Genomic DNA, 21580 nt, shown 5'->3' with positions numbered 1-21580 from the left:
ATATTTATTGTAAGAGGGAAGAATCAAACAGATGAAAAAGCATTTTTCCATTGCCATTGACGGCCCCGGCGGCGCGGGCAAGAGTACGCTCGCCAAGGCCGTCGCCAAGAAATTGAACATTCTGCATGTCGACACGGGCGCGATCTACCGCACCATCGGCTACGCGGCGTTTTCCCGCGGACTGGATGCAAAGGACGAATCCCAGATCGCGCCGCTGCTGAAAGAGATCCAAATCGACATGGCATTTGACGAGAATAGCGGACAGAAAATGCTGCTTGACGGCAAGGACGTCAGCACCGAAATTCGCCTGCCGGAAATTTCGATGTACGCCTCGAACGTCTCGGCGCTGCCGTGCGTACGCGCGTACTTACTCGAGATGCAGCGCGACATCGCGCGCAAGAGAAGCGTCATCATGGACGGGCGCGACATCGGCACTGTCGTTCTGCCGGATGCCGACCTCAAAATTTACCTGACGGCTTCGGCCGAGGAGCGCGCGCGCCGCCGCTGTCTCGAGCTCTCCGAGCGCGGCACGCCCAAAGCGTATGAAGAGGTACTGCGCGAGATCAACGAGCGCGACTATCAGGACATGCACCGCGACATCGCCCCGCTGCGCGAGGCGGCGGACGCCGTGCGGCTCGACACGTCGAAGCTCAGCTTTGAAGAGAGCGAGCAGGCGCTGCTGAGCCTCATTCAGGAGAAATTGAAATGATGCACCGTATCTTTTTTGCGTTTATCTGGATCATCGGTCGGGTGCTGCTGTGGATCTACCGCGTGGACGTCAAGGGGCTTGAAAATCTTCCGAAGCACAGCGTGCTGCTGTGCCCGAACCATTCAACGGACTTAGACCCCGTGCTCATCGGCCTGTGCCTGCCGCTCGACTACCATCTGCACTTTATGGCCAAGGCCGAGCTTTTCGACAACCGCGCGCTCGCGTGGCTCATCCGCACGCTCGGCGCATTTCCCGTCCAGCGCGACGGCAAGGATATCCAGTCCATCAAGACCGCGATGCAGGTGCTCCACAAGGGTGAGAATCTTCTGATCTTCCCCGAGGGGACGACGATCCGGGGCGGCGTCGGCTATCACGACGGACTCCCCGCGCACGCGCACGCGGGCATCGCGATGATCGGCGTGCGCACGGGTGCGACGCTCGTACCGGTGTTCTGCGACGGGCAGAAAAAGCCCTTCCGTAAAACGCGCATCATCTTCGGCGAGTCGTATGTTCCTGAGGTCACGGGCCGCCGCGGCACGTCCGAAGAATTGCAGGCCATCGCCGACGAAATGCTGCGTCAGGCCTACGCGCTCGGCGGCCAGCAGGTGGGAGGCGCGCCGCTGTGAAGGTCATCTTAGCTGAGACCGCGGGCTTCTGCTATGGCGTGGAGCGCGCAGTCAACCTTGCGCGCGAAACGGCAAAAGCGCGCGGCGGCGCGATGCTCGGCAGCATCGTGCACAACGCGGGCGTCGTGCGCGAGATCGAAGACCTTGGCATGCGCCTCATCACGTCGCCCGACCAGGCAAAGGCGGGGGAGACCGTGCTCATCCGCGCCCACGGCGAGCCGAGAGCGACGCTCGATGCGCTGCGAGAGGGCGGGGCAGAGGTCGTGAGCGCCGTGTGCCCGCATGTCGAGCGCATCCGAAAGCTTGCACAGGAGGCAGAGCACGAGGGACGCCGCGTCATCCTGATCGGTGAGCGCCATCATCCCGAGGTGCAGGGCATCGCAGGATGGTGCAGCGACCCGCTGATTTTTGAAAATGTGCAGGAAGCGCAAAAATACTTGCAGGAACACCCCGATTTTGCCCATTTACCCAGTATCATGCTGGCGCAAACGACCTGCATTCGTGCGCTTTGGGAAAGTTGCGTGAAATTTCTAAAAAAACAGTGTACAAATCTGAAAATCAATGATACAATATGCAATGCTACGCAGAAACGTCAAACTGAGGCAGCAGAACTTTCCGCCAAGGTAGACGCGATGGTGGTTGTGGGCGACCGAAGAAGCGCCAACACAAGGCATTTGACCGAGATTTGCAGAGAGAACTGCGGAAAAGTCCTCCAGATCGAATCCGCAGACGAGCTCTCACCGGAATTCTTTTCCGGATGCCGTGTGGCGGGACTGACAGCCGGCGCATCTACTCCTGCGAGTATCATTATGGAGGTATTAACAACAATGACGGAAGAAAACATCAACACCACTGCCCCTGAAACCAGCGAATCCTTTGAAGAACTGCTTGAAAAATCTTTCAAGACTCTAAATACAGGAGATAAGGTGACCGGTATCGTGACCGCCATCGGCACGACCGAGATCCAGGTCGACGTCGGCTGCAAGCAGGCAGGCTATATCCCTGTTTCTGAGCTGAGCAGCGACCCCGACGTCAAGCCCGAGGACGTCGTCAAGGTCGGCGACGAGATCGAGGCTTACGTTGTCCGCGTCAATGACGTGGAAGGCTACGCCACCCTCTCCAAGAAGCGTCTCGACGCTGTCAAGCTCTGGGAAGACATTGAGACCGCCGTTGAGGACAAGACCGTTCTCGAAGGCACCGTGACCGAAGTGAACAAGGGCGGCATCGTCGTTTCTGTCAAGGGCGTGCGCGTGTTCGTGCCCGCTTCTCAGAGCGGCATGCCCAAGGACTCCGACCTTGGCCAGATGGTCAAGCAGAAGGTCAAGCTCCGCGTGACCGAGGTCAACCGTGCCCGCCGCCGCGTCGTCGGCTCCATCAAGTCCGTGCTGAACGAGGAGCGTCAGGCTGCTCAGGCCGCCATCTGGGAAGGCATCGAGGTCGGCAAGCACTATGACGGCGTTGTCAAGTCCATGACCTCTTACGGCGTGTTCGTCGACATCGGCGGCGTGGACGGCATGGTCCACATCTCCGAGCTGAGCTGGAGCCGCATCAAGAACCCCGCCGAGGTCGTCTCTATCGGCGATCACCTCGACGTGTACGTCATCTCCTTCGACCCCGAGAAGCGCAAGATTTCCCTCGGCGTCAAGGATCGCACCCAGAACCCCTGGGATGTGTTCATGAACACCTACAAGGTCGGCGACGTTGCCAACGTCCGCATCGTCAAGCTGATGACCTTCGGCGCTTTCGCTGAGGTCGTTCCCGGCGTGGACGGCCTGATCCATATCTCCCAGATCGCTGACCGCCGCATCGACAAGCCCTCCGACGTCCTATCCGAAGGCCAGATGGTCGACGCGAAGATCACCGCCATCGACGAGGAGAAGAAGAAGATCTCCCTCAGCATCCGCGCGCTGCTCAGCGGCGAGGAAGAGGCTCCTGTCGAGGAGTAATTTTCCCGAACTGAAAAGAGACAGGCTCCGGCCTGTCTCTTTTTTACGTTCTTTTTTACGCTGACACGTAAGAAAGACTTTGCAAACGGCGATCGGTATGCTATAATTGTTAAAGTTTCGACATAGTTCCGAAATGATAATCAAATTCACATACATACAGGAGGAATTATCCATGGATTACGCAGCGCTTTATCAGAAGAAGCTGACCTCTGCCGCGGAAGCCGTCAAGGTCGTCAAGAGCGGCGACTGGGTCGACTACGGCTGGTGCACCAACCATCCCTACACGCTCGACAAGGCTCTGGCCGCACGCCAGAATGAGCTCAAGGACGTCAAGGTCCGCGGCGGCGTGACGATGTGGATGCCCGAGATCTGCAAGGCCGAGGACGCCGGTGAGCACTTCACCTGGAACTCCTGGCATTGCAGCGGCATCGACCGCAAGATTATCTCCAAGGGCATGGGCTATTTCATTCCCATGCGCTACAGCGAGCTGCCGCGCTTCTACCGCGACGGCAACGCCACGGTTGATGTTGCGATGATCCAGGTCACGCCGATGGATAAGCACGGCAACTTCAGCTACGCTCTCGCGTGCTCTCACCTAGCCGACATGCTGGATGCCGCCAAGACTGTCATCGTCGAGGTCAACGAGAACCTTCCCTGGGTCTACGGCCTCAACGGCTGCGAGATCAACATCAAGGACGTCGACATGGTTGTGGAAGGGGAGAATCCTCCTGTTGCGCAGCTCGGCGCGGGCGGCGCCCCCACCGAGGTCGACACCGCGGTCGCCAACCTTGTCGTGCCTGAGATTCCGAATGGCGCGTGCCTCCAGCTCGGCATCGGCGGCATGCCCAACACCATCGGCTCGATGATCGCCCAGTCCGACCTCAAGGACCTGTCCGTTCACACCGAAATGTATGTCGACGGCTTTGTCGACATGGCCCTCGCCGGCAAGATCACCGGCAAGCACAAGCAGCTCGACAAGGGCCGTCAGGTCTTTGCCTTCGCCGCCGGCACGCAGAAGCTCTATGACTACATGGATCGCAATCCCGATGTCATGGGTGCGCCGGTCGACTATACGAACGACGTGTTTGTCATCTCCCAGATCGACAACTTCATCTCCATCAACAACGCCATCGACTGCGATCTGTTCGGTCAGGTGAATGCCGAGTCCGCGGGCATCAAGCACATCTCCGGCACGGGCGGCCAGCTCGACTTTGCAATGGGCGCGTACCTCTCCAAGGGCGGCAAGAGCTTCATCTGCATGTCCTCGACCGTCACGGGCAAGGACGGCACGGTCAAGAGCCGCATCGTTCCCACGCTGACGCCCGGCTCCATCTGCACCGACCCGCGCTCCTGCACGCACTACATCGTCACCGAGTATGGCATGGTCAACCTCAAGGGCCTTTCGACCTGGCAGCGTGCCGAGGCGCTCATCGGCATCGCGCATCCCGACTTCCGCGAGCAGCTCATCGCCGACGCGGAGAAGATGCACATCTGGCGCCGCAGCAATAAGTAAGCAAAAATCGTTCTTCCGTCGCGGGGGCTCTCCTGAAAAGGGGAGCCCCTGTTTTTTTCGAAAATACGGTGTGTTTCCATTTTTATGCGATATTTCATCAAAAATCGCTTGAAAATGATGGAAAAGTACGTTATACTATGTATGGGGAATTGTTTCCTCTTGTGTGTTTGTGTTGTTTTTCTTTTCCATCGCACGGAAAACCGGGGCGAATGCCGGATTGGCATTCTGCCTGAAGGGAGGTGGGCATAGAATGTTTCAAGTGGGAGATAAGGTCGTGCACCCGATGCACGGCGCCGGTGTGATCGACAGCATTGTCCGCGAAAAGATCAGCGGCAAAGCAATGGATTTTTACGTCTTCAAAATGCCCATTTCCGGGCTAACGCTCAAGATCCCGACCGAGAATTCCACGGCCATCGGCATCCGCGCCATCAAGACGAGAAGCGAGATCGAAGAGGTCATCGCGCGCATTCCCAAGCTCGGCGTCGACATGACGGCGAACTGGAACCACCGCTACCGCGAGAATATGGATCGCCTGAAAAGCGGCGATCTCGACGAGGTCAGCGCCGTCATCAAGGCGCTGATGCATCGCGACAGCACGCGCGGACTATCCAACGGCGAGCGCAAGATGCTGCACATTGCCAAGCAGATCCTCGTATCAGAGATCGTCCTGGTAGAAGACGTGGAGTATCCCGAGGCTGAGGGGCGCGTCAACGCCGCGATGCTGTTAAAGGAGAGCGATTGAGTCCATGAGCCTGCTGCAAAAGATGTTCGGCAAGCGCCAAAAGCGCACTCACCCGTACTGCGCCGCGCTGATTGCGGCTGCCGGAAGCTCCACGCGCTACGGCGGGGAGAACAAGCTGCTGCAAACCCTTGACGGCATCCCTGTCCTTGTGCGCACACTGCTCACGATCGACCGCGTGGAGGGCATCGACGAGATCGTCATCGCCGCGCGGGAGGACGAGCTGCTGCCTTATGCTGAGCTCTGCAAGACCTTTGGCCTCAGAAAACCTGTAAAGGTCATCGTCGGCGGCGCAACGCGGACAGAGTCCGTGCTGCGCGCGGCGCTCGAGGCCTCGCTCGAGACGGAATTTTTCGCCGTGCAGGACGGTGCGCGTCCGCTCGTCACCTTCGAGCTCATCGACGAAGTGCTCGACGCGGCAAGAGTTTATCTCGCCGCCGCGCCCGCCGTTCCGGTGCGCGACACCATCAAAGTCGCGCACGACGGCATCGTCGAACGCACGCCCGATCGCAGCGCGCTCTTCGCCGTGCAGACGCCGCAGGTCTTCGCCGCCGACCTTTTGAAGGCGGCGCTCCAGTCCGCGATTGCGGACGGCGCGACTATTACGGACGATTGCTCCGCTGTGGAGCGGCTTGGCAAGGAAGTCCACTTGACAGAGGGCAGTGAGGAAAACATCAAGATCACCACGCCGGTCGACCTTGCGATCGCAGAAGCAATTTTACAGCGCAGAGGGGAATGAACCTTTCCCCTCTGCCTTTTCTTGAAGAAAGGACCCATACCATGACGAATTTACGCATCGGGCACGGCTACGACGTGCACCGCCTGACCGAGGGCCGCGCACTGATTTTAGGCGGCGTGACGATCCCCTACGAAAAGGGCCTGCTCGGCCATTCGGACGCTGACGTACTGACCCACGCCGTGATGGACGCGCTGCTCGGCGCGGCGGCGCTCGGCGATATCGGCAAGCTCTTTCCCGATTCCGCCGACGAGTTTGCCGGCATCTCGAGCTTAGAGCTGCTGCGGCGGGTGAAGCTGCACCTCGCCGCCGCGGGGTACGATGTCGTCAACATTGACGCGACGATTTTGGCGCAGGCACCTAAACTCGCACCGTACCGCGAGCAGATGCGCTCGAACATCGCGCGCGAGCTCCAGATCGATGTCTCGCGTGTGAGTGTGAAGGCCACGACCGAGGAGCACCTCGGCTTCACCGGCAGCGGCGAGGGGATGGCCGCCCACGCTATCGCGCTCCTTGAGCGCGCGGACAACTGAATCAAAACCGCTTCGGACGGACGCTTTTTCTGAGCGCCCGTCCCTTTTCGTCCGCACACCGCTGCCGCGCACGCATATCATGCTGTGAGGGGGAATCGGTATGGACTATTATCTCTTTGCCGCGCGCTCAGTCACCCATGCGCAGCGCATGGCACGGCTTTTGAGCGACGCGGGTATCTCTGCCAAAATCCGCCGCGCGGGCGCTGCGATCACCGAGCGCGGCTGCGGCTATACGCTGGAAATCCAGCGTCGCCACGCGGCGCGCGCCATGCAGGCCTGCCGCGCGGGCGGCGTGCTGCCGGTCAAGGTGCTTTTCGTCTCGGATGACGGCATGCAAGAGGTGGCGCTATGATCTATCTCGACAGCGCCGCCACGACGTTTCAAAAGCCCGCTGCGGTGCAGCGGGCCGTCGTGCAGGCGATGCGCACGATGAGCTCGCCCGGGCGCGGCGGGTATGCCGCGGCGCAGCAGGCCGACGAGCTGCTGTTTCGCTGCCGCAGCGCAGCCGCGGAGCTCTTCTCCGTGCCGTCGAGCGAGCAGGTCGTTTTCACGATGAACGCGACGCATGGACTGAACATCGCCATCAAGAGCCTTGTCCGCCCGTGCGGGCGGGTCGTCGTCTCAGGCTATGAGCACAACGCCGTCACGCGGCCGCTGCACGCGCTGGGCGCGGAGGTCATCGTCGCCGCCGCGCCGCTTTTTTCGCCGCAGGAGACGGTCGAAGCCTTCGAGCGAGCGCTTGCGCATGAGCCCGATGCCGTTATCTGCACGCATGTCTCCAATGTCTTCGGCGCTATTTTGCCAATTGAGCGCATCGCGCAGCTCTGCCGCGGCGCAAGCGTGCCGCTCATCATCGACGCGTCTCAATCCGCGGGCTCGCTGCCGATCAACTTTTCCGCGCTCGCGCCCGCATTCCTTGCCATGCCGGGGCATAAGGGACTTTACGGCCCGCAGGGGACGGGGCTGCTGCTCTGTGGCAGCGACGCGCTCCCGCTCATTGAGGGCGGCACAGGCAGCGAATCGCTGCGCCAGAGCATGCCAGACTTTCTTCCCGACCGTCTGGAGGCAGGGACGCACAACGTTCCTGGCATCGCGGGGCTCGAAGCGGGCATCGCCTTCGTGCGCGCGCAGCGCCCGGAGCGCATCCTGCACCACAGCCGCGCGCTCATCCGTCGAGTAGGAGTGGGCCTCGGCAAAATTCCAAATGTACACGGATTTCTCTCGCTGGAGGCAAGCTTGCAGGCAGGGGTCTTATCGTTCACGGTGGACGGCCTTTCGCCAGAAAGTGTCGCCGAGGAGATGGCAAAGCGCGGTATCGCGCTGCGCGCGGGGCTGCACTGTGCGCCGTTCGCGCACAAAACGGTGGGGACTTTGCCCGACGGAACGGTGCGGCTGAGCGTTTCCGCCTTTAATCGCGAAAGCGAGATCGACACGTTTCTTTCCTCTCTGCGCGCGATCGCGGCAGGTCAGGCAAAAAACTGAGATTTCATAGAAAATTCATCGCTCTACCGTTGCAATTTGGAGTGTTTCATATTAGAATAAGTAATAACTATTACTTAAGGGGAGCGTGCCTATGGAATTTGTCATGCCCATCCTGGAAGGCGCGTGGCGCTATGTGCTCACGCTCAGGATCTCGGACTATCTTGATATTGCGCTGATGGCGTATGCGATCTATTGGCTTTTAAAGCTCGTCGGCACGTCGAAGGTCGAGAGCGTCGGCAAGGTGATTTTGCTGTTCCTGCTGGCACTGATGCTCTCGGACGCGTTTTCGCTCAACGGAATTTACTTCCTTTTGAGCCATATTCTCTCGCTCGGTGCGCTGGCGCTCATCGTGCTCTTCCAGCCCGAGATCCGCCGCCTCATCGATCAGCTCGGCTCGAGCCGCTGGCGCTCGTTCAACCCCTTCGCGCGCACGCAGCAGGTCTCGGCCATTGAAAACGCCATCGCGCAGACGGTGCTCGCCTGCACGGAAATGTCCAAAACGCGCACGGGCGTTCTCATCGTCTTCGAGCGTGAAATGGCGCTGGACGACATCGCCCGCACGGGCACGATCGTCGACGCGCGCGTGAGCAGCGAGCTTCTCAAAAATATTTTCTTCGTTAAGGCGGCCATGCACGACGGCGCGGTCATCATGCGTGACGGGCGGCTGCTCGCGGGCGGTTGCATGCTGCCGCTCTCGAAAAACGTGAACCTGAGCCGCGACCTTGGCATGCGTCACCGTGCGGGCATCGGCATGAGCGAGAATTCCGACGCGGTCGTCGTCATCGTCTCGGAGGAGACGGGGACAATCTCCGTCGCCATCGGCGGCCTCTTAAAACGCCACCTGATGCCCGAGACGCTCGAAAAGCTGCTCATCAATGAGCTTGTCCCGCAGGAGCCCACCGAACAGGACGACAAGCTCCACATGAAGCTCTTGAAGCTCCTCAGTGCAGGAAAGGGGGACAAGGACGATGAAAAGTAAGCGCCGCAAGATCTTCTACGTTGCATTGTCCATCCTCATCGCGGCAACGATCTGGTTCTACGTGAACAACAAGGAATCCGTGACCGTGTACGTCCATGACGTGCCGATCGAATTTCTCAACGAGGACACGTCGCTTGCCGACAAGGGCCTCATGCGCATCAGTGGGGACGAGGATATCACCGTCGATTTAAAGCTCCAGATGCCGCGCAACGTCGTCTACGACTTTGACACGAGCGAGCTGCGGCTCGTGAGCGACCTTTCGACCATCACCTACGCGGGCAAGCAGTCCGTCAGCTACACGATCCTGTACCCTTCGAAGGTCTCGTCGAACAGCGTGAAGGTCGAATCGCCGACCATCCGCACCGTTCAGGTCGAGATCGGCGAGCTCAACAAGAAGGACATCGAGATCCGCTGCAAGGTCGTCGGCAATGTGGCCGAGGGCTATATCGCCGGCACGGTCGAGATGCTACCCGAAACGCTCGAGGTGCGCGGCCAGCAGGCTGACATCATGCAGATCAGCTACGCGCAGGTCACGCTCGACATCGAAAATGCATCCTCCACGGTCGTGGAGCTGCTCGACTATGAGCTCTATGACTTCAACGACCAGCTCATTGAGAGCAAGAACATCCATCCCATGAGTGAAAACGTGCAGGTGACGATGCCGGTGCTCAAGGTGAAAGACGTTCCGCTGACCGTCAACTTTATCGAATCCGCGGGCTCGCGGCTCGAGAATTACACCTATACGCTCAGCCACAGCAGCATCACCCTTTCCGGTGATGCGACGCAGATGGCAGGCATCAGTGAGATCTCGCTCGGCACGCTCGCGCTTGAGGACGTGCAGGGCTCGGAGACGCTGACCTATGACATTCTCATTCCCGACGGGGTGAACAACTTAAGCGGGATCACAAGCGCTACGCTCACGATCAGCAGCGGCGACATCAGCACGAAAGAGGTCGAGGCGACGCACTTCAGCTACGAGAATTTCTCAGGCGATCACACCGTCACCGTCGTGACCTCGTCACTGCCCGTCACACTGCGAGGCTCCACAAGCGACCTTGAGGCCATCTACGGCAGCGAGGTCCACGTCATTGCAGACCTATCCGACATCGCCGCCGACAGCGGCAGCTACACCGTTCCCGCCCGCATCGAGGTGAGCGGCTACGACGTGGGCGCGGTCGGCACTTACGAGGTCACCGTTCACATCAGCTAAGCCAATTCGCAAAAGGAGACAGCATGACTCAGATCGCAACAGTAGAAAAAATCCTTCCCGGCGGCATGGCGGAGATCTCCGTCCCGCGCAAGTCCGCCTGCGGCCACGACTGTGAAGAGTGTGCGGGCTGCGGCGTATCGGGTGCAAGCGTGCGCGCTGTCGCGCGCAACGACGCCCGCGCCGAAGTGGGACAAAAGGTCGTGGTCGAGAGCAGCACGAAGAATCTGCTCGGCGTGATGCTCCTCGTCTATCTTCTGCCGATCGTGCTGTTTCTTGTCGGCTACTTTGCGACCGGCGCGCTCGAAAGCGAGGGACTGCGCTACGCCGTCGCCATCGCGGCGTTTTTAGTCGGCATCATCCCCGCGATCATCTGCGACCGCCGCACGAAGAAAAACGGCAAGCTGACGTTCACCATCGTGCGTCTTTTCTAAGGCATGTTTGGTTACATCAGGCCGTCCAAGCCGCACCTCAGCGAGCAGGACGAAGCGCGCTTCCAGTCCGTTTACTGCGGGCTGTGCCACGAGCTCGGGCGAAAGTACGGCTTTGCCGCCCGCTTTGTGCTGAATTTCGACTTCACGTTCCTTGCTATCCTGCTCTCCGACGCGCAGGAGCCGGAATGCGAGAGCTGCCGCTGCGCGGCGCATCCGTGCAAGGCACAGTGCGTCATGGCGCACACCGTCGCGCTCAAAACGGCGGCAGACCACAGTCTGGTGCTCGCCTGGTGGCAGCTTCGCGACCATATTGAAGACCACGGCTTTTTCAAAGCCATCCCATACCGGCTCGCGGCGCTTTTGCTGCGCGGCGCTTACCGCAAGGCGAGGACGTTCGTGCCGGAATTTGATGCTTCCGTGCAGCGTCACCTAAATGATCTGCACCAGCGCGAGCGGGAGCACTGCGCCTCGCTCGATCAGGCCGCCGAGCCTTTCGCCGCGCTGATGGCGGACATCGCCGACTGTGTCGATGACGAAATGCGGCGGCGCGTGATGAAGGAAATTTTCTACCACCTCGGCCGCTGGATCTACTTGGTCGACGCGGCAGATGACTTTGAAAAGGACGCGCACTCGAATTGCTACAATCCGCTGCGCTATCGCTATGAGCTTGATGGCGACAAGCTGGACGAGCAGAGCAGGGAAGCCGTCGCCGCCTCGCTCGACCTCTCCGTGCACCGCATGGCGAGCGCTTACGCGCTGCTCTCCTGCGGCGTGTGGACAAGCATTTTAGACAGCATTTTTTACGAAAGCCTTTATGGGATCGGCAATGCCGTTCTCAAGGGCACGTATCATAAGCCCCCGCGTAGAATACACTTCCGCATCAAGGCGGAGAAAAACGAGGAAACCGTATGAATGACCCCTATCAGATCCTAAATATCCCGCCGACGGCGACTGACGAGGAGGTCAAGCGCGCTTACCGCGACCTTGCCCGCAAATACCACCCGGACAATTACCACGATAACCCGCTGGCCGATCTCGCGCAGGAAAAAATGAAAGAGATCAACGAGGCCTATGACCAGATTCAGAAGCAGCGCAAGGCGTCTTCTGCCGCCTCGCAGAGCCACTCCTACGGCTACGGCAGCGGGAATAGCTATGGCAACTCCGCTTACGGCGGCGCCTATGGAGCGGGCTCGCTCGATCAGGTGCGCATGGCGATCAACCGCGGCGATATCTCGCTCGCTGAGCGTCTCTTAAGCGGCGTGAGCGACCATAACGCGGAGTGGAACTTCCTGATGGGCGTGGTCTGCTCGCGGCGCGGCTGGATGGACGAGGCCAAGCGCTATATGGAGACCGCCGTGCAGATGGACCCGAACAATCCAGAGTATCAGAACGCGCTCTCTGCGCTGACGGGGGCGGGCTACCGGCCCAACGGCTTCCGCTCGGTCCACACGGCCAATTTTGATGACAGCGCGTGTCTGCGCTGCTGCGCGGCATGGTCGTGCTGCACGCTCTTTAGCGGCGGCGGATGCTATTTTCTGCCCTGCATTTACTACTGATTTTTGTTTAATCCTGTACTTTTCAGTTTTGTGTTTTTACTATATCATGGAGGAGAAGAATCGTGGTCAAAAGTATGACTGGCTATGGAAGAGCCAAAAAAACGCTCTCCAATCGCGATATCACCGTCGAGGTGCGCTCTGTCAACAACCGCTATCTTGACTGCACGGTGAAGCTGCCGCGCGCCTACATCTTCGCAGAGGACGCCATCAAGGGGCGCGTGCAGAAGGCCATCTCGCGCGGCAAGGTCGATGTGTTCGTCACCATCGACTCGACCGGCGCGGATGAAGAGGTCGTCGTGGTCAACGAGAGTCTGGCCCGCAGCTATTTAGAGGCGCTGCGCAAGCTCTATGAGATCGACGACGGGAATTACCTTCAAAAGCAGTCCTACGCGGCGGATCTCGCCCGCATTCCGGACGTGCTGACCGTCACGAAGGCGGAGGAGGACCTGGAGTCCGTCGGCGCGGACATCTGCGAGGTGCTCGACGAAGCGCTCGCGTCCTATAACCAGATGCGTGCGACGGAGGGGAAAAAGCTGGCCGAGGACATCGGCGGCCGCCTCATGACCATCGAGACGCTCACCGGCAAGGTCGAGGAGCGCTCGCCCGAAACGGTGCGCGAGTACCGCGAAAAGCTGACCGCGCGCATGCAGGAGGTCCTGCAGAGCACGACGATCGACGAGTCTCGCATTCTGACCGAGGCCGCCATCTACGCCGACAAGATCGCCGTGGACGAGGAGACCGTGCGTCTGCGCTCGCATGTGTCGCAGCTGCGCGACATGCTGCTCTCCGACGAACCCATGGGCCGCAAGATGGACTTTCTTATTCAGGAGGTCAACCGCGAGAGCAACACCATCGGCTCGAAGTGCAACGACGTCGCCATCGCGCGCGATGTGGTCGCGCTCAAGGCGGAGGTCGAAAAGATCCGCGAGCAGGTGCAGAACATCGAGTAAGGGGCGAAGCAAATGAAGCTGCTGAATATCGGATTTGGCAACATGGTGTCCGCCGAGCGTCTGATCGCCGTCGTCAGCCCTGACAGCGCGCCGATCAAGCGCCTCATTCAGGAGTCGCGCGAGCGCGGCATGCTGATCGACGCGACCTACGGCCGCAAGACCGCGTCGGTGTTCATCATGGACAGCGACCATGTGGTGCTCTCGGCCATCGCCGCTGACAAGCTGATCGCAAGGCTGGGCGTGGAAACGCTCGCCATGGAGGAGGAAGCATAGAAAATCATGTACAAGGGGAAAACATTCATCATCTCCGGCCCATCCGGAGTGGGCAAGAGCACGGTGCTCAAGGAGTTATTTCAGGATCGCGACGATCTTTGTTTCTCCGTTTCCGCCACGACGCGCCCGCCGCGTCCCGGCGAGATAAACGGCGTCCACTATCACTTTACCGACGTCGACGAGTTCCGCAAAATGATCTCGGAGGACGCCTTTTTGGAGTATGCCGAGTATGTCGGCAACTTCTACGGCACGCCGAAAAAGTTTGTCGACGAGGCCATGGAGCAGGGGAAGGACGTCGTCCTCGATATCGAGGTACAGGGTGCCTTGCAGGTCGTGCATAAGCGGCCCGATGTCGTTCGCATCTTCATCGCGCCGCCCTCGTGGCAGGCTCTCGAGGAGCGCCTGACGAGCCGCGGCACCGACAGTCCCGAAAAGGTGCAAAAACGCCTCGTGCGCGCAAAGGTCGAGCTTCAGACCGCTAATACCTATGATTATTTCGTCATCAACGACACGGTGGAACGCGCTGTGCGCGAGATCAACGCCATCATGCTCGCCGAGCACTGCAAGCCCGCCGAGCGCATGGCCATTTTGTCTGAATAAGTTCAAAAATCAGCCGAAAAAGGCAGAAGGAAGTAAACTATTATGATGCTTTATCCCGCTATGAGTCTGCTCAACAAGTACGTTGAGAACCGTTATCTGCTCGTCAACGTGGTCGCGCGCCGCGCCCGCCAGATCGCCGAGCAGGCCGACGAAGAGGGTTATCCCCTCTGCGAAAAGCCGGTCACCACGGCCATCAACGAGGTCGCTGCCGGTAAGCTCACCGCAGAGAATATCGACACGCACATCGCAAAATAAGTCTTGAATAACGCAAAGGGGGAGACTGTATGACAGAGAAAATGCTTGCTCGCGTCGCAGTCTCTTCTGTTCCTTATGCCGCCGACCGGCTCTACACCTACCTTGTGCCGGACGAGCTCATCGGCAGCGCCGAGGCCGGCAAGCGCGTGACGATCCCCTTTGGGCGCGGAAATCGGCGCGTGGAGGGCTTTTTGCTCGAAGTCGGGCGCGAGGTGGCGACGTCGCCGCTCAAGCCCATCGACGCGGTGCTCGACGATGCGCCGCTGCTGGATGCAAAGGACATCCGCCTTGTGCGGTGGATGAAGGCGCGTTATTTCTGCACGTATTACGACGCGATCAAGACGATCCTCCCCGGCGGCGTGTGGCTCCAATACCGCGAGCTGTGGCACATAAACGCGGAGATCGGCGCGGAGGACGCGCTCTCGTCCGTCGCGCCGGATTCGCTCGAGGAAACGCTGCTGCGCGCGATGCTCAGCGCGAAGGAGATCGAGCGCACCGCGCTCGATGAGCTCGGCGGCGAAAAGACGGCAAAGGCGCTCCACTCGCTCGAGGCCTGCGGCCTCGCCGTGCGCGAGACGAAGCTGCGTCAGCGCTTGCAGGATAAGTCCGTGCGCATGGTGTCGCTCTGCGTCAGCGCGGAGGACGCGCTCGCCGCGGTCGAGCCCAAGCGCCGCAGCGCGCCCGTGCGCTATGCGGTCGTAGAGCTTCTCAGCCGCGAGGGGTGCCTATCCAGCAGCGAGATCAGCTACTACACCGGCGCGACGATGCAAACGCTGCGCGGCCTCAAGAAGGCCGGACTTGTCGAATTTTCCGAGCGCGAGGTGCTGCGCGTCAGCCGCTATGATAATGCGCCCGCGCGCGAGGACATTGTGCTCAACGGCGAACAGCAGGCCGCTTTCGACGGTCTCTGTGCGCTCCTGGGCCTCGAGGGCGGCAGTGCCGCGCTGCTGCATGGCGTGACCGCCAGCGGCAAAACGCAGGTCTATATCAGGCTCATCGAAGAAGCTCTCACGCGCGGCAAGACCGCCATGCTGCTCGTGCCGGAGATCGCGCTGACGCCGCAAATGCTGCGCCGCTTTACGGCGCAGTTCGGCAGCGACGTCGCGATGCTGCACAGCGCGCTGCCGCTCACCGAGCGCTACGACCAATGGAAGCGCATCCGCCGCGGTGAGGTGCGCGTCGTGCTGGGCACGCGCAGCGCAGTGTTCGCACCGCTGCAAAACCTCGGGCTCATCATTTTGGATGAAGAGCAGGAGACGAGTTATCAGTCCGAAAATCCGCCGCGCTACCACGCGCGCGACGTCGCGCAGTTCCGCTGCGCGCAGAATGACGCGCTGCTGCTGCTCGGCTCGGCGACGCCGACAATTGAAACGGCATACGCCGCCAAAAACGGACGCTATCAAGTCTTTTCCCTTCATAAGCGGTTCAACGATCTGCCGCTGCCCAAGGTGCTGATTGCTGACATGAAGGACGAGCTGCGGCAGGGGAACGAGACCTCGATCGGTCATGCGCTGCGCGCAGAGCTTGAAAAAAATATCGAACGCGGCGAGCAGAGCATTCTGTTTCTCAACCGGCGCGGCAGCGCGCGGATGCTGCTGTGCGGCGAGTGCGGCTACGTGCCGCAGTGCCCGCGGTGCAGCGTGCCGATGACGTACCATTCCGCCAACGAACGGCTGATGTGCCATTACTGCGGGCACTCTGAAGCCGTGGTGGACAGGTGCAGCGAGTGCGGGGGACTGATGAAGCGCGTCGGCTCCGGCACGCAGAAGGTCGAGCAGGAGCTTTTTGACCTGTTCCCAAAGGCTAAAGTGCTGCGCATGGACGCCGACACCGTCGGCGCGTCACGCGGACATGAAGCGCTGCTGCGCGAATTTGAAGAAAAGAATATCCCCATCCTTCTTGGCACGCAGATGGTCGCCAAGGGGCTGGATTTTGAAAACGTGACGCTCGTGGGCGTGCTGGACGCGGACCTTTCGCTCTACGCGCAGAACTACCACGCCGCCGAGCGGACGTACAGCCTGCTGGCGCAGGTCGTCGGCAGGGCCGGACGCGGCGAGCGTCCGGGCCGCGCGGTCATCCAGACCTACCACCCCGAAAACGAGGTCATTCAGGCCGCGGCGAAGCAGGATTATGAGACGTTTTACCAAAACGAGCTGCGCATGCGCTCGCTGCGGCGCTATCCGCCGTTTGCCGACCTGTTCACGCTGACGGTCTCCGGCCTTGAAGAGCTGCGCGTCATTGCCGCCGCCCGCACGCTGTGCGACGCGCTGCGCTACGCCTGCTCTCAGCCGCCGCTGAAAGACTTGGAGGTCGAAGTGCTCGGCCCCGCGGGCGCGCCGGTCGTGAAGGTCAACAACCGTTACCGCTACTGTGTGTACCTGTGCGGCAAGGGCGGCAGCGTGCTGCGGCGCACCGTCAGCGAATATCTGCTGGCATTTTACGCAAGAAAAGAAAACCGCGGTCTCGACATTTTTGCCGACTGCAATGCTTTACAATAGAGAAAAGAGGATGAAATTATGGCTATTCGCAAGATCCACGAAGTGGGCGACCCCTGCCTTGCAAAGGTCTGCCGCCCCGTGACGGAATTCAACGACCGGCTGCATGAGCTGCTCGACGACATGGCGGACACACTGGAGGAGGCCGGTGGCGTCGGCCTCGCCGCCCCGCAGGTCGGCATCCTGCGCCGCGTCTGCATCGTGGAGGATGAGCAGGGCGAGATCATCGAGCTCATCAACCCCGAGATCATCAAGACCGAGGGCGAGCAGACGGGCCTCGAGGGCTGCCTGAGCGTGCCGGGCAAGTACGGCATCGTCACGCGCCCGATGGTCGTGCGCGTGCGCGCGCAGGACCGTTACGGCACGGAGTTTGAAGTTGAGGACGAAGAGCTGACCGCGCGCTGCTTCTGCCACGAGATCGAGCATCTCGACGGCCACCTCTACACCGAGCACTGCAAAGTCCTCACCGACGAGGAGCTGGAGCAGTATATCCGCGAGCAGGAAAAGGAGCTGGACGAGGAATGAGGATCGTCTTCATGGGCACGCCCGACTTTGCGCGCACGATCTTAGAGCGTCTGGTCGCGGACGGGCACGACGTGTGCGGCGTTTTCACGCAGCCGGACAAGCCGCGCAACCGAAACAAAGTCACTCCAAGCCCTGTAAAGGAATATGCTTTGTCGCAGAATATCCCTGTTTTTCAGCCGGTGACGATGCGCGACGGCACGGCGCTTGAGGATTTCAAGACCCTCGCGCCCGAGCTCGCGGTCGTCGCGGCCTATGGTCGCATCCTACCGGAGGAAATGCTTGCCGTGCCGGTGCATGGCTGCATCAACGCACACGCGTCCATTCTGCCGAAGTACCGCGGCGCAGCGCCGATTAACCGCGCCATCTTAGACGGCGAAAAGGAGACCGGCGTGACCGTGATGCACATGGCGAAAGAGTGCGACGCGGGCGATATGATCTTAGTCAAAAAGCAGGCCATCCGTCCCGACGAGACGGCGGAGGACCTGTTCAAAGAGCTCGCTGTGCTCGGCGCGGATGCGATTGCTGAGGCCATCGTTGAGATTCAAAACGGCACGGCCCAGCGCGTGCCGCAGGACGAGTCGCAGGCGACGTATGCGCCCATGCTCTCGCGCGAGCTTTCGCCCATCGATTGGACGAGAAGCAGCACGCAGATCATCGACCAGATCCGCGCGCTGATCCCGTGGCCCTGCGCCGCGGCGAGCATTCTCGGCGCGAACACGAAAATTTTCCGTGCCGTGCCGCTCGGCGAAACGAAGGACGCGCCCGGCACGCTGTGCGCGCGCAAAAAGGGCATCGAAGCCGCCTGCGGCAACGGCAAAAGCATTCTCATCACGGAGCTGCAGCCCGACGGCGGCAAGCGCATGGCAGCGAACGCTTTTCTGAACGGCAAGCGCATCGCCGCGGGGACGGTCCTCGATGCGTAAGGGAAATACCGCGAACGCGCGCGAATGCGCGCTCTCCGTTCTGGTCGCCTGCCGCCGCAACGGTGCGTGGGCGGACGCCGCGCTGAAGGCGCAGCTCGGCAAGTGCGCACTGAGTGCTCAGGACGCGGCGCTTTGCAGCCGCATCGTCTACGGCGTGATGCAGAACGAGTTGCTGCTGAACTGGTATTTGAGCGCCTACTGTACGCAGAAGCTCGACCATTTGCAGCCGCCGCTTGCCGACATTCTGCGCATCGGTGCGTACCAGATCTTGTTTTTGGACAAGGTGCCCGACCACGCCGCCGTCAGCGAGTCCGTGGAGCTCTGCCGCACGAACGGACGGAGCGCCGCGAGCGGGCTCGTCAACGCCGTGCTGCGCAAGGTCGCGCAGAATAAGTCGAATCTCCCGCCGCTGCCGGAGGGGAATATCGCACGATTGAGTGTCGCCTACAGCCACCCGCAGTGGCTCGTGAAAAAGCTCGTGTCGCTCTTGGGAACCGAGGAAGCGGAAGCGTTTCTTCGCATCGACAACGAGGCTTCGCCCATCAGCGTACAGGTCAACCCGCTCAAAACGAATGAAAAAGCGCTCGTCGACGAGCTTCGCGGCGAGGGCGTCTGCGTCACGCCGCACCCGTGGGTGCCCGGATGCCTGGAGCTTTCCGGCACGGGTGATTTGACGACACTCAGCGCCTTCTACAATGGCCGCTTCACCGTACAGGACGCGGCGGCACACCTGATCGTCTGCGCCGCGGACTTTGCGCGCGGGCAGAGGGTGCTGGACGTCTGCGCCGCTCCGGGCGGCAAGTCTTTCGCCGCGGCATTCGCGATGGAAAACGAGGGGAGCATCCTCTCGTGCGATCTACATGAAAACAAATTGAAGCGCATCCGCGAGGGCGCGCAGCGCCTCGGCATCACGTGCATCGAGACCGCCGCCGTCGACGGCCGCGCGTTCCGCGAGGAATGGGCGGGGCATTTTGACGTCGTCATCTGCGATGTGCCGTGCTCGGGCCTTGGCATCATCCGCAAAAAGCCGGACATCCGCTACAAGGATGCGCAGGAGTTTTCCGCGCTGCCGGAGATCCAGCGCGCGATCTTAGAGAACAGCGCGCGCTATGTGAAAGACGGCGGCCTTCTCGTCTACTCGACTTGCACGATCCTGCCCGAGGAGAACGAGCAGGTGACGGACGGCTTTTTGAAGGCACACGACGAGTTTACTTACGAAGCCTTTTCGCTGCCGAACGGCGTGAGCGCGCCGGGGCATTTGACGCTCTGGCCGCAGCGCGACAATACGGACGGGTTCTATCTCAGCCGCATGAGGAGAAAGACGCATGACTGATTTAAAGTCAATGACATTGGAGGAAATTACCGCGGCGCTGCGCGCAATGGGCGAGCCGTCGTTTCGCGGCAAGCAGGTCTTCACCTGGCTGCACCGTGGCATCACCGATTTTGACGAGATGATGAATATTCCCAAATCCCTGCACGAAAAGCTCAGGGCGGAGTACTACATCACCGTGCCGACGGTCGCGCGCAAGCAGGTGTCAAAGCTCGACGGGACGATCAAATACCTCTGGGAGCTGCAAGATGGCAACTGCATCGAAACGGTGCTGATGTCCTATCACCACGGCAACACGGTCTGCATTTCCTCGCAGGTCGGCTGCCGCATGGGCTGCAAATTCTGCGCGTCCACGCTGGCCGGCAAGGTGAGGGACTTAACACCGTCGGAAATGCTCGATCAGGTGCTTTTCACGCAGCTTGACTCCGGACGCGAAATTTCCAACATCGTCCTGATGGGCATCGGCGAGCCGATGGACAACCGGAAAAATGTGCTGCGCTTTTTGGAGCTCATCAACCATCCCGACGGGATGAACATCGGCATGCGGCACATCTCGCTTTCCACCTGCGGCGTGGTGCCGGGCATCGACGCGCTCGCGGAGGACAATTTGCAGCTCACGCTGTCTGTTTCGCTCCACGCGCCCGACAGCACGACGCGCAGCCGCATCATGCCCGTGAACAACGCCTACGACGTGGAGGAGCTGTTCGCCGCTTGCCACCGCTATTTTAAGAAGACCGGCCGCCGCATCTCGTTTGAATACGCGATGATCGACGGCGTGAACGACCACGACTGGCAGGCCGACCTGCTGGCCGAAAAGATCCACGGCATGCCGGGGCACGTGAACCTCATCCCGCTCAACGACGTGGTCGAGAGCGAGTTCAAGCCGAGCAAGCGCGTCGCGGCATTCCAGAAGCGCCTTGAGTCCCACGGCCTGACGGCGACGGTCCGCCGCAGCCTGGGCGGCGACATTGACGCCAGCTGCGGACAGCTGCGGCGCAAAGAAATGAAAGCAAGAGAGGGGGCCGCACAATGAGAGCCTGCGGAAAAACCGACGTCGGTCTGCGGCGGCATGAAAATCAGGATACCTTTGCCGTCGAGCAGGGCGAAAAGCTGCTCATCGCCGTCGTGTGCGACGGCATGGGTGGCGCCGAGGGCGGACAGATCGCAAGCTCTGTTGCGGTGGAGACCTTTATGAAGGAAATGCGCGCGCTCATCCGCGCGGACATGACCGCCGAGCAGCTGCGCGCGCTCGCGTCGTTCTGTGTGGCGAAGGCCAACACGGCGGTCTATCAGCGCGCGCTGCAAGACCCCGCCTATCAGGGCATGGGCACCACGCTCGTCAGCGCAGTGGCAGAGGAGAAGTACGCCATCGTCTGCAACATCGGCGACAGCCGCGCGTATTTGATCCGCGGCGGCGAGATTACACGCATCACGCACGACCACAGCGTCGTGCAGACGCTCGTGGAAAACGGCAACATCACCGCCGAGGAGGCGCGCACGCACCCGAACCGCAACCTCATCACCCGCGCGCTCGGCCCAGACGAAAACACGCTCTGCGACGCGTTCGAGGTCTCGTTCACCAAGGGGGACAAAATTCTCCTCTGCACGGACGGCCTTGTCGTCACCGCGACGGACGACGAAATTTGCCGCGCCGTGTGCGCGGGTAAGAGCGCGGAAGAAAGCCTTGACGATCTCATTGCGCTCGCCAAGGCGCAGGGCGCGCCGGATAACGTGACGGCTGTGCTCATTGAACACGAGTAAAGGAGGTG

The 21580-nt window shown here is 60.7% G+C and carries 24 protein-coding genes; all 24 read left to right on the top strand.

Going from position 1 to position 21580, the window contains the following annotated elements; all coding sequences use genetic code 11:
* The first annotated feature begins 31 nt into the window (after positions 1-31).
* The 24 genes from cmk to NI20_RS0105990 all read left to right on the top strand — a co-directional run bounded on the left by cmk (position 32) and on the right by NI20_RS0105990 (position 21572).
* Positions 32-709 (top strand): (d)CMP kinase, encoded by a 678-nt coding sequence (gene cmk, locus NI20_RS0106105; protein WP_033120553.1) that lies wholly within the window; start codon positions 32-34, stop codon positions 707-709.
* The gene (locus NI20_RS0106100) at positions 706-1335 is read left to right on the top strand and encodes a 1-acyl-sn-glycerol-3-phosphate acyltransferase (protein ID WP_156108563.1); all 630 of its coding nucleotides are present in this window, start codon (positions 706-708) and stop codon (positions 1333-1335) included. The genes cmk and NI20_RS0106100 overlap by 4 nt, the downstream gene beginning before the upstream one ends.
* Positions 1332-3281 carry a bifunctional 4-hydroxy-3-methylbut-2-enyl diphosphate reductase/30S ribosomal protein S1 gene (locus NI20_RS0106095; RefSeq protein ID WP_033120551.1) on the top strand — a complete coding sequence of 650 codons (1950 nt, stop codon included), beginning with the start codon at positions 1332-1334 and terminating at the stop codon, positions 3279-3281. Before NI20_RS0106100 ends, NI20_RS0106095 begins: the two co-directional genes overlap by 4 nt.
* Positions 3282-3453: 172 nt before the next feature.
* Positions 3454-4794 carry a butyryl-CoA:acetate CoA-transferase gene (locus tag NI20_RS0106090; protein WP_033120550.1) on the top strand — a complete coding sequence of 447 codons (1341 nt, stop codon included), beginning with the start codon at positions 3454-3456 and terminating at the stop codon, positions 4792-4794.
* 250 nt (positions 4795-5044) lie between these two features.
* Positions 5045-5536 carry a CarD family transcriptional regulator gene (locus NI20_RS0106085; RefSeq protein WP_033120549.1) on the top strand — a complete coding sequence of 164 codons (492 nt, stop codon included), beginning with the start codon at positions 5045-5047 and terminating at the stop codon, positions 5534-5536.
* A 4-nt stretch (positions 5537-5540) separates the two neighbouring features.
* Positions 5541-6272, top strand: coding sequence for a 2-C-methyl-D-erythritol 4-phosphate cytidylyltransferase (gene ispD / locus NI20_RS0106080; RefSeq protein ID WP_052084466.1), 732 nt, complete (start codon positions 5541-5543; stop codon positions 6270-6272).
* A gap of 41 nt (positions 6273-6313) precedes the next feature.
* Positions 6314-6802 (top strand): 2-C-methyl-D-erythritol 2,4-cyclodiphosphate synthase, encoded by a 489-nt coding sequence (gene ispF, locus NI20_RS0106075; RefSeq protein ID WP_033120548.1) that lies wholly within the window; start codon positions 6314-6316, stop codon positions 6800-6802.
* 100 nt (positions 6803-6902) lie between these two features.
* Positions 6903-7154: a DUF3343 domain-containing protein gene (locus tag NI20_RS0106070; protein ID WP_033120547.1), complete on the top strand. Its 252-nt coding sequence runs from the start codon at positions 6903-6905 to the stop codon at positions 7152-7154.
* On the top strand, positions 7151-8284 hold the full coding sequence (locus NI20_RS0106065; RefSeq protein ID WP_033120546.1) for an aminotransferase class V-fold PLP-dependent enzyme: 1134 nt from the start codon (positions 7151-7153) through the stop codon (positions 8282-8284). Before NI20_RS0106070 ends, NI20_RS0106065 begins: the two co-directional genes overlap by 4 nt.
* 91 nt (positions 8285-8375) lie before the next feature.
* On the top strand, positions 8376-9263 hold the full coding sequence (gene cdaA, locus NI20_RS0106060; RefSeq protein WP_052084465.1) for a diadenylate cyclase CdaA: 888 nt from the start codon (positions 8376-8378) through the stop codon (positions 9261-9263).
* On the top strand, positions 9253-10473 hold the full coding sequence (locus tag NI20_RS0106055; protein WP_033120545.1) for a YbbR-like domain-containing protein: 1221 nt from the start codon (positions 9253-9255) through the stop codon (positions 10471-10473). The genes cdaA and NI20_RS0106055 overlap by 11 nt, the downstream gene beginning before the upstream one ends.
* A gap of 23 nt (positions 10474-10496) precedes the next feature.
* A complete protein-coding gene (locus NI20_RS0106050; RefSeq protein WP_033120544.1) occupies positions 10497-10904 on the top strand; it encodes a SoxR reducing system RseC family protein in 408 nt (135 codons plus the stop codon).
* A gap of 3 nt (positions 10905-10907) precedes the next feature.
* On the top strand, positions 10908-11816 hold the full coding sequence (locus NI20_RS0106045; RefSeq protein WP_033120543.1) for a DUF5685 family protein: 909 nt from the start codon (positions 10908-10910) through the stop codon (positions 11814-11816).
* A complete protein-coding gene (locus tag NI20_RS15850) occupies positions 11813-12460 on the top strand; it encodes a DnaJ domain-containing protein (RefSeq protein ID WP_033120542.1) in 648 nt (215 codons plus the stop codon). The genes NI20_RS0106045 and NI20_RS15850 overlap by 4 nt, the downstream gene beginning before the upstream one ends.
* Before the next feature lie 62 nt (positions 12461-12522).
* Complete coding sequence (locus tag NI20_RS0106035; protein ID WP_033120541.1) at positions 12523-13410, top strand: YicC/YloC family endoribonuclease; 888 nt, start codon at positions 12523-12525, stop codon at positions 13408-13410.
* 12 nt (positions 13411-13422) lie between these two features.
* Positions 13423-13683 (top strand): DUF370 domain-containing protein, encoded by a 261-nt coding sequence (locus NI20_RS0106030; RefSeq protein ID WP_033120540.1) that lies wholly within the window; start codon positions 13423-13425, stop codon positions 13681-13683.
* 6 nt (positions 13684-13689) lie between these two features.
* Positions 13690-14283 (top strand): guanylate kinase, encoded by a 594-nt coding sequence (gene gmk, locus NI20_RS0106025; RefSeq protein ID WP_033120539.1) that lies wholly within the window; start codon positions 13690-13692, stop codon positions 14281-14283.
* A 42-nt stretch (positions 14284-14325) separates the two neighbouring features.
* On the top strand, positions 14326-14538 hold the full coding sequence (gene rpoZ, locus NI20_RS0106020; RefSeq protein WP_033120538.1) for a DNA-directed RNA polymerase subunit omega: 213 nt from the start codon (positions 14326-14328) through the stop codon (positions 14536-14538).
* Positions 14539-14567: 29 nt separating this feature from the next.
* Entirely contained in the window at positions 14568-17036 is a 2469-nt protein-coding gene (priA, locus tag NI20_RS0106015) for a primosomal protein N' (RefSeq protein WP_033120537.1), read from the top strand.
* A gap of 18 nt (positions 17037-17054) precedes the next feature.
* Entirely contained in the window at positions 17055-17558 is a 504-nt protein-coding gene (gene def, locus NI20_RS0106010; protein ID WP_033120536.1) for a peptide deformylase, read from the top strand.
* Entirely contained in the window at positions 17555-18481 is a 927-nt protein-coding gene (fmt, locus tag NI20_RS0106005; RefSeq protein WP_033120535.1) for a methionyl-tRNA formyltransferase, read from the top strand. The genes def and fmt overlap by 4 nt, the downstream gene beginning before the upstream one ends.
* Positions 18474-19814: a 16S rRNA (cytosine(967)-C(5))-methyltransferase RsmB gene (gene rsmB / locus NI20_RS0106000; protein ID WP_033120534.1), complete on the top strand. Its 1341-nt coding sequence runs from the start codon at positions 18474-18476 to the stop codon at positions 19812-19814. The genes fmt and rsmB overlap by 8 nt, the downstream gene beginning before the upstream one ends.
* Positions 19807-20844, top strand: a complete 1038-nt coding sequence (rlmN, locus tag NI20_RS0105995) for a 23S rRNA (adenine(2503)-C(2))-methyltransferase RlmN (protein ID WP_033120533.1) — start codon at positions 19807-19809, stop codon at positions 20842-20844. Before rsmB ends, rlmN begins: the two co-directional genes overlap by 8 nt.
* Positions 20841-21572, top strand: coding sequence for a Stp1/IreP family PP2C-type Ser/Thr phosphatase (locus NI20_RS0105990; protein WP_033120532.1), 732 nt, complete (start codon positions 20841-20843; stop codon positions 21570-21572). The genes rlmN and NI20_RS0105990 overlap by 4 nt, the downstream gene beginning before the upstream one ends.
* The last annotated feature ends 8 nt before the right edge of the window (positions 21573-21580 follow it).

Source organism: Oscillibacter sp. ER4 (assembly GCF_000765235.1).
GTDB classification, from domain to species: Bacteria; Bacillota; Clostridia; order Oscillospirales; family Oscillospiraceae; genus Hominicoprocola; species Hominicoprocola fusiformis.
The sequence above is the reverse complement of the archived record's forward strand: the minus strand, read 5'-3'. Positions and strand labels throughout refer to the sequence as shown.

Bases quoted from the DNA above. Each gene is read 5' to 3' on its own strand.
- cmk (WP_033120553.1), top strand. From the start codon at position 32: ATGAAAAAGCATTTTTCCATTGCCATTGACGGCCCCGGCGGCGCGGGC.
- NI20_RS0106100 (WP_156108563.1), top strand. From the start codon at position 706: ATGATGCACCGTATCTTTTTTGCGTTTATCTGGATCATCGGTCGGGTG.
- NI20_RS0106090 (WP_033120550.1), top strand. From the start codon at position 3,454: ATGGATTACGCAGCGCTTTATCAGAAGAAGCTGACCTCTGCCGCGGAA.
- NI20_RS0106085 (WP_033120549.1), top strand. From the start codon at position 5,045: ATGTTTCAAGTGGGAGATAAGGTCGTGCACCCGATGCACGGCGCCGGT.
- ispD (WP_052084466.1), top strand. From the start codon at position 5,541: ATGAGCCTGCTGCAAAAGATGTTCGGCAAGCGCCAAAAGCGCACTCAC.
- ispF (WP_033120548.1), top strand. From the start codon at position 6,314: ATGACGAATTTACGCATCGGGCACGGCTACGACGTGCACCGCCTGACC.
- NI20_RS0106070 (WP_033120547.1), top strand. From the start codon at position 6,903: ATGGACTATTATCTCTTTGCCGCGCGCTCAGTCACCCATGCGCAGCGC.
- NI20_RS0106065 (WP_033120546.1), top strand. From the start codon at position 7,151: ATGATCTATCTCGACAGCGCCGCCACGACGTTTCAAAAGCCCGCTGCG.
- cdaA (WP_052084465.1), top strand. From the start codon at position 8,376: ATGGAATTTGTCATGCCCATCCTGGAAGGCGCGTGGCGCTATGTGCTC.
- NI20_RS0106055 (WP_033120545.1), top strand. From the start codon at position 9,253: ATGAAAAGTAAGCGCCGCAAGATCTTCTACGTTGCATTGTCCATCCTC.
- NI20_RS0106050 (WP_033120544.1), top strand. From the start codon at position 10,497: ATGACTCAGATCGCAACAGTAGAAAAAATCCTTCCCGGCGGCATGGCG.
- NI20_RS0106045 (WP_033120543.1), top strand. From the start codon at position 10,908: ATGTTTGGTTACATCAGGCCGTCCAAGCCGCACCTCAGCGAGCAGGAC.
- NI20_RS15850 (WP_033120542.1), top strand. From the start codon at position 11,813: ATGAATGACCCCTATCAGATCCTAAATATCCCGCCGACGGCGACTGAC.
- NI20_RS0106030 (WP_033120540.1), top strand. From the start codon at position 13,423: ATGAAGCTGCTGAATATCGGATTTGGCAACATGGTGTCCGCCGAGCGT.
- gmk (WP_033120539.1), top strand. From the start codon at position 13,690: ATGTACAAGGGGAAAACATTCATCATCTCCGGCCCATCCGGAGTGGGC.
- rpoZ (WP_033120538.1), top strand. From the start codon at position 14,326: ATGATGCTTTATCCCGCTATGAGTCTGCTCAACAAGTACGTTGAGAAC.
- priA (WP_033120537.1), top strand. From the start codon at position 14,568: ATGACAGAGAAAATGCTTGCTCGCGTCGCAGTCTCTTCTGTTCCTTAT.
- def (WP_033120536.1), top strand. From the start codon at position 17,055: ATGGCTATTCGCAAGATCCACGAAGTGGGCGACCCCTGCCTTGCAAAG.
- fmt (WP_033120535.1), top strand. From the start codon at position 17,555: ATGAGGATCGTCTTCATGGGCACGCCCGACTTTGCGCGCACGATCTTA.
- rsmB (WP_033120534.1), top strand. From the start codon at position 18,474: ATGCGTAAGGGAAATACCGCGAACGCGCGCGAATGCGCGCTCTCCGTT.
- rlmN (WP_033120533.1), top strand. From the start codon at position 19,807: ATGACTGATTTAAAGTCAATGACATTGGAGGAAATTACCGCGGCGCTG.
- NI20_RS0105990 (WP_033120532.1), top strand. From the start codon at position 20,841: ATGAGAGCCTGCGGAAAAACCGACGTCGGTCTGCGGCGGCATGAAAAT.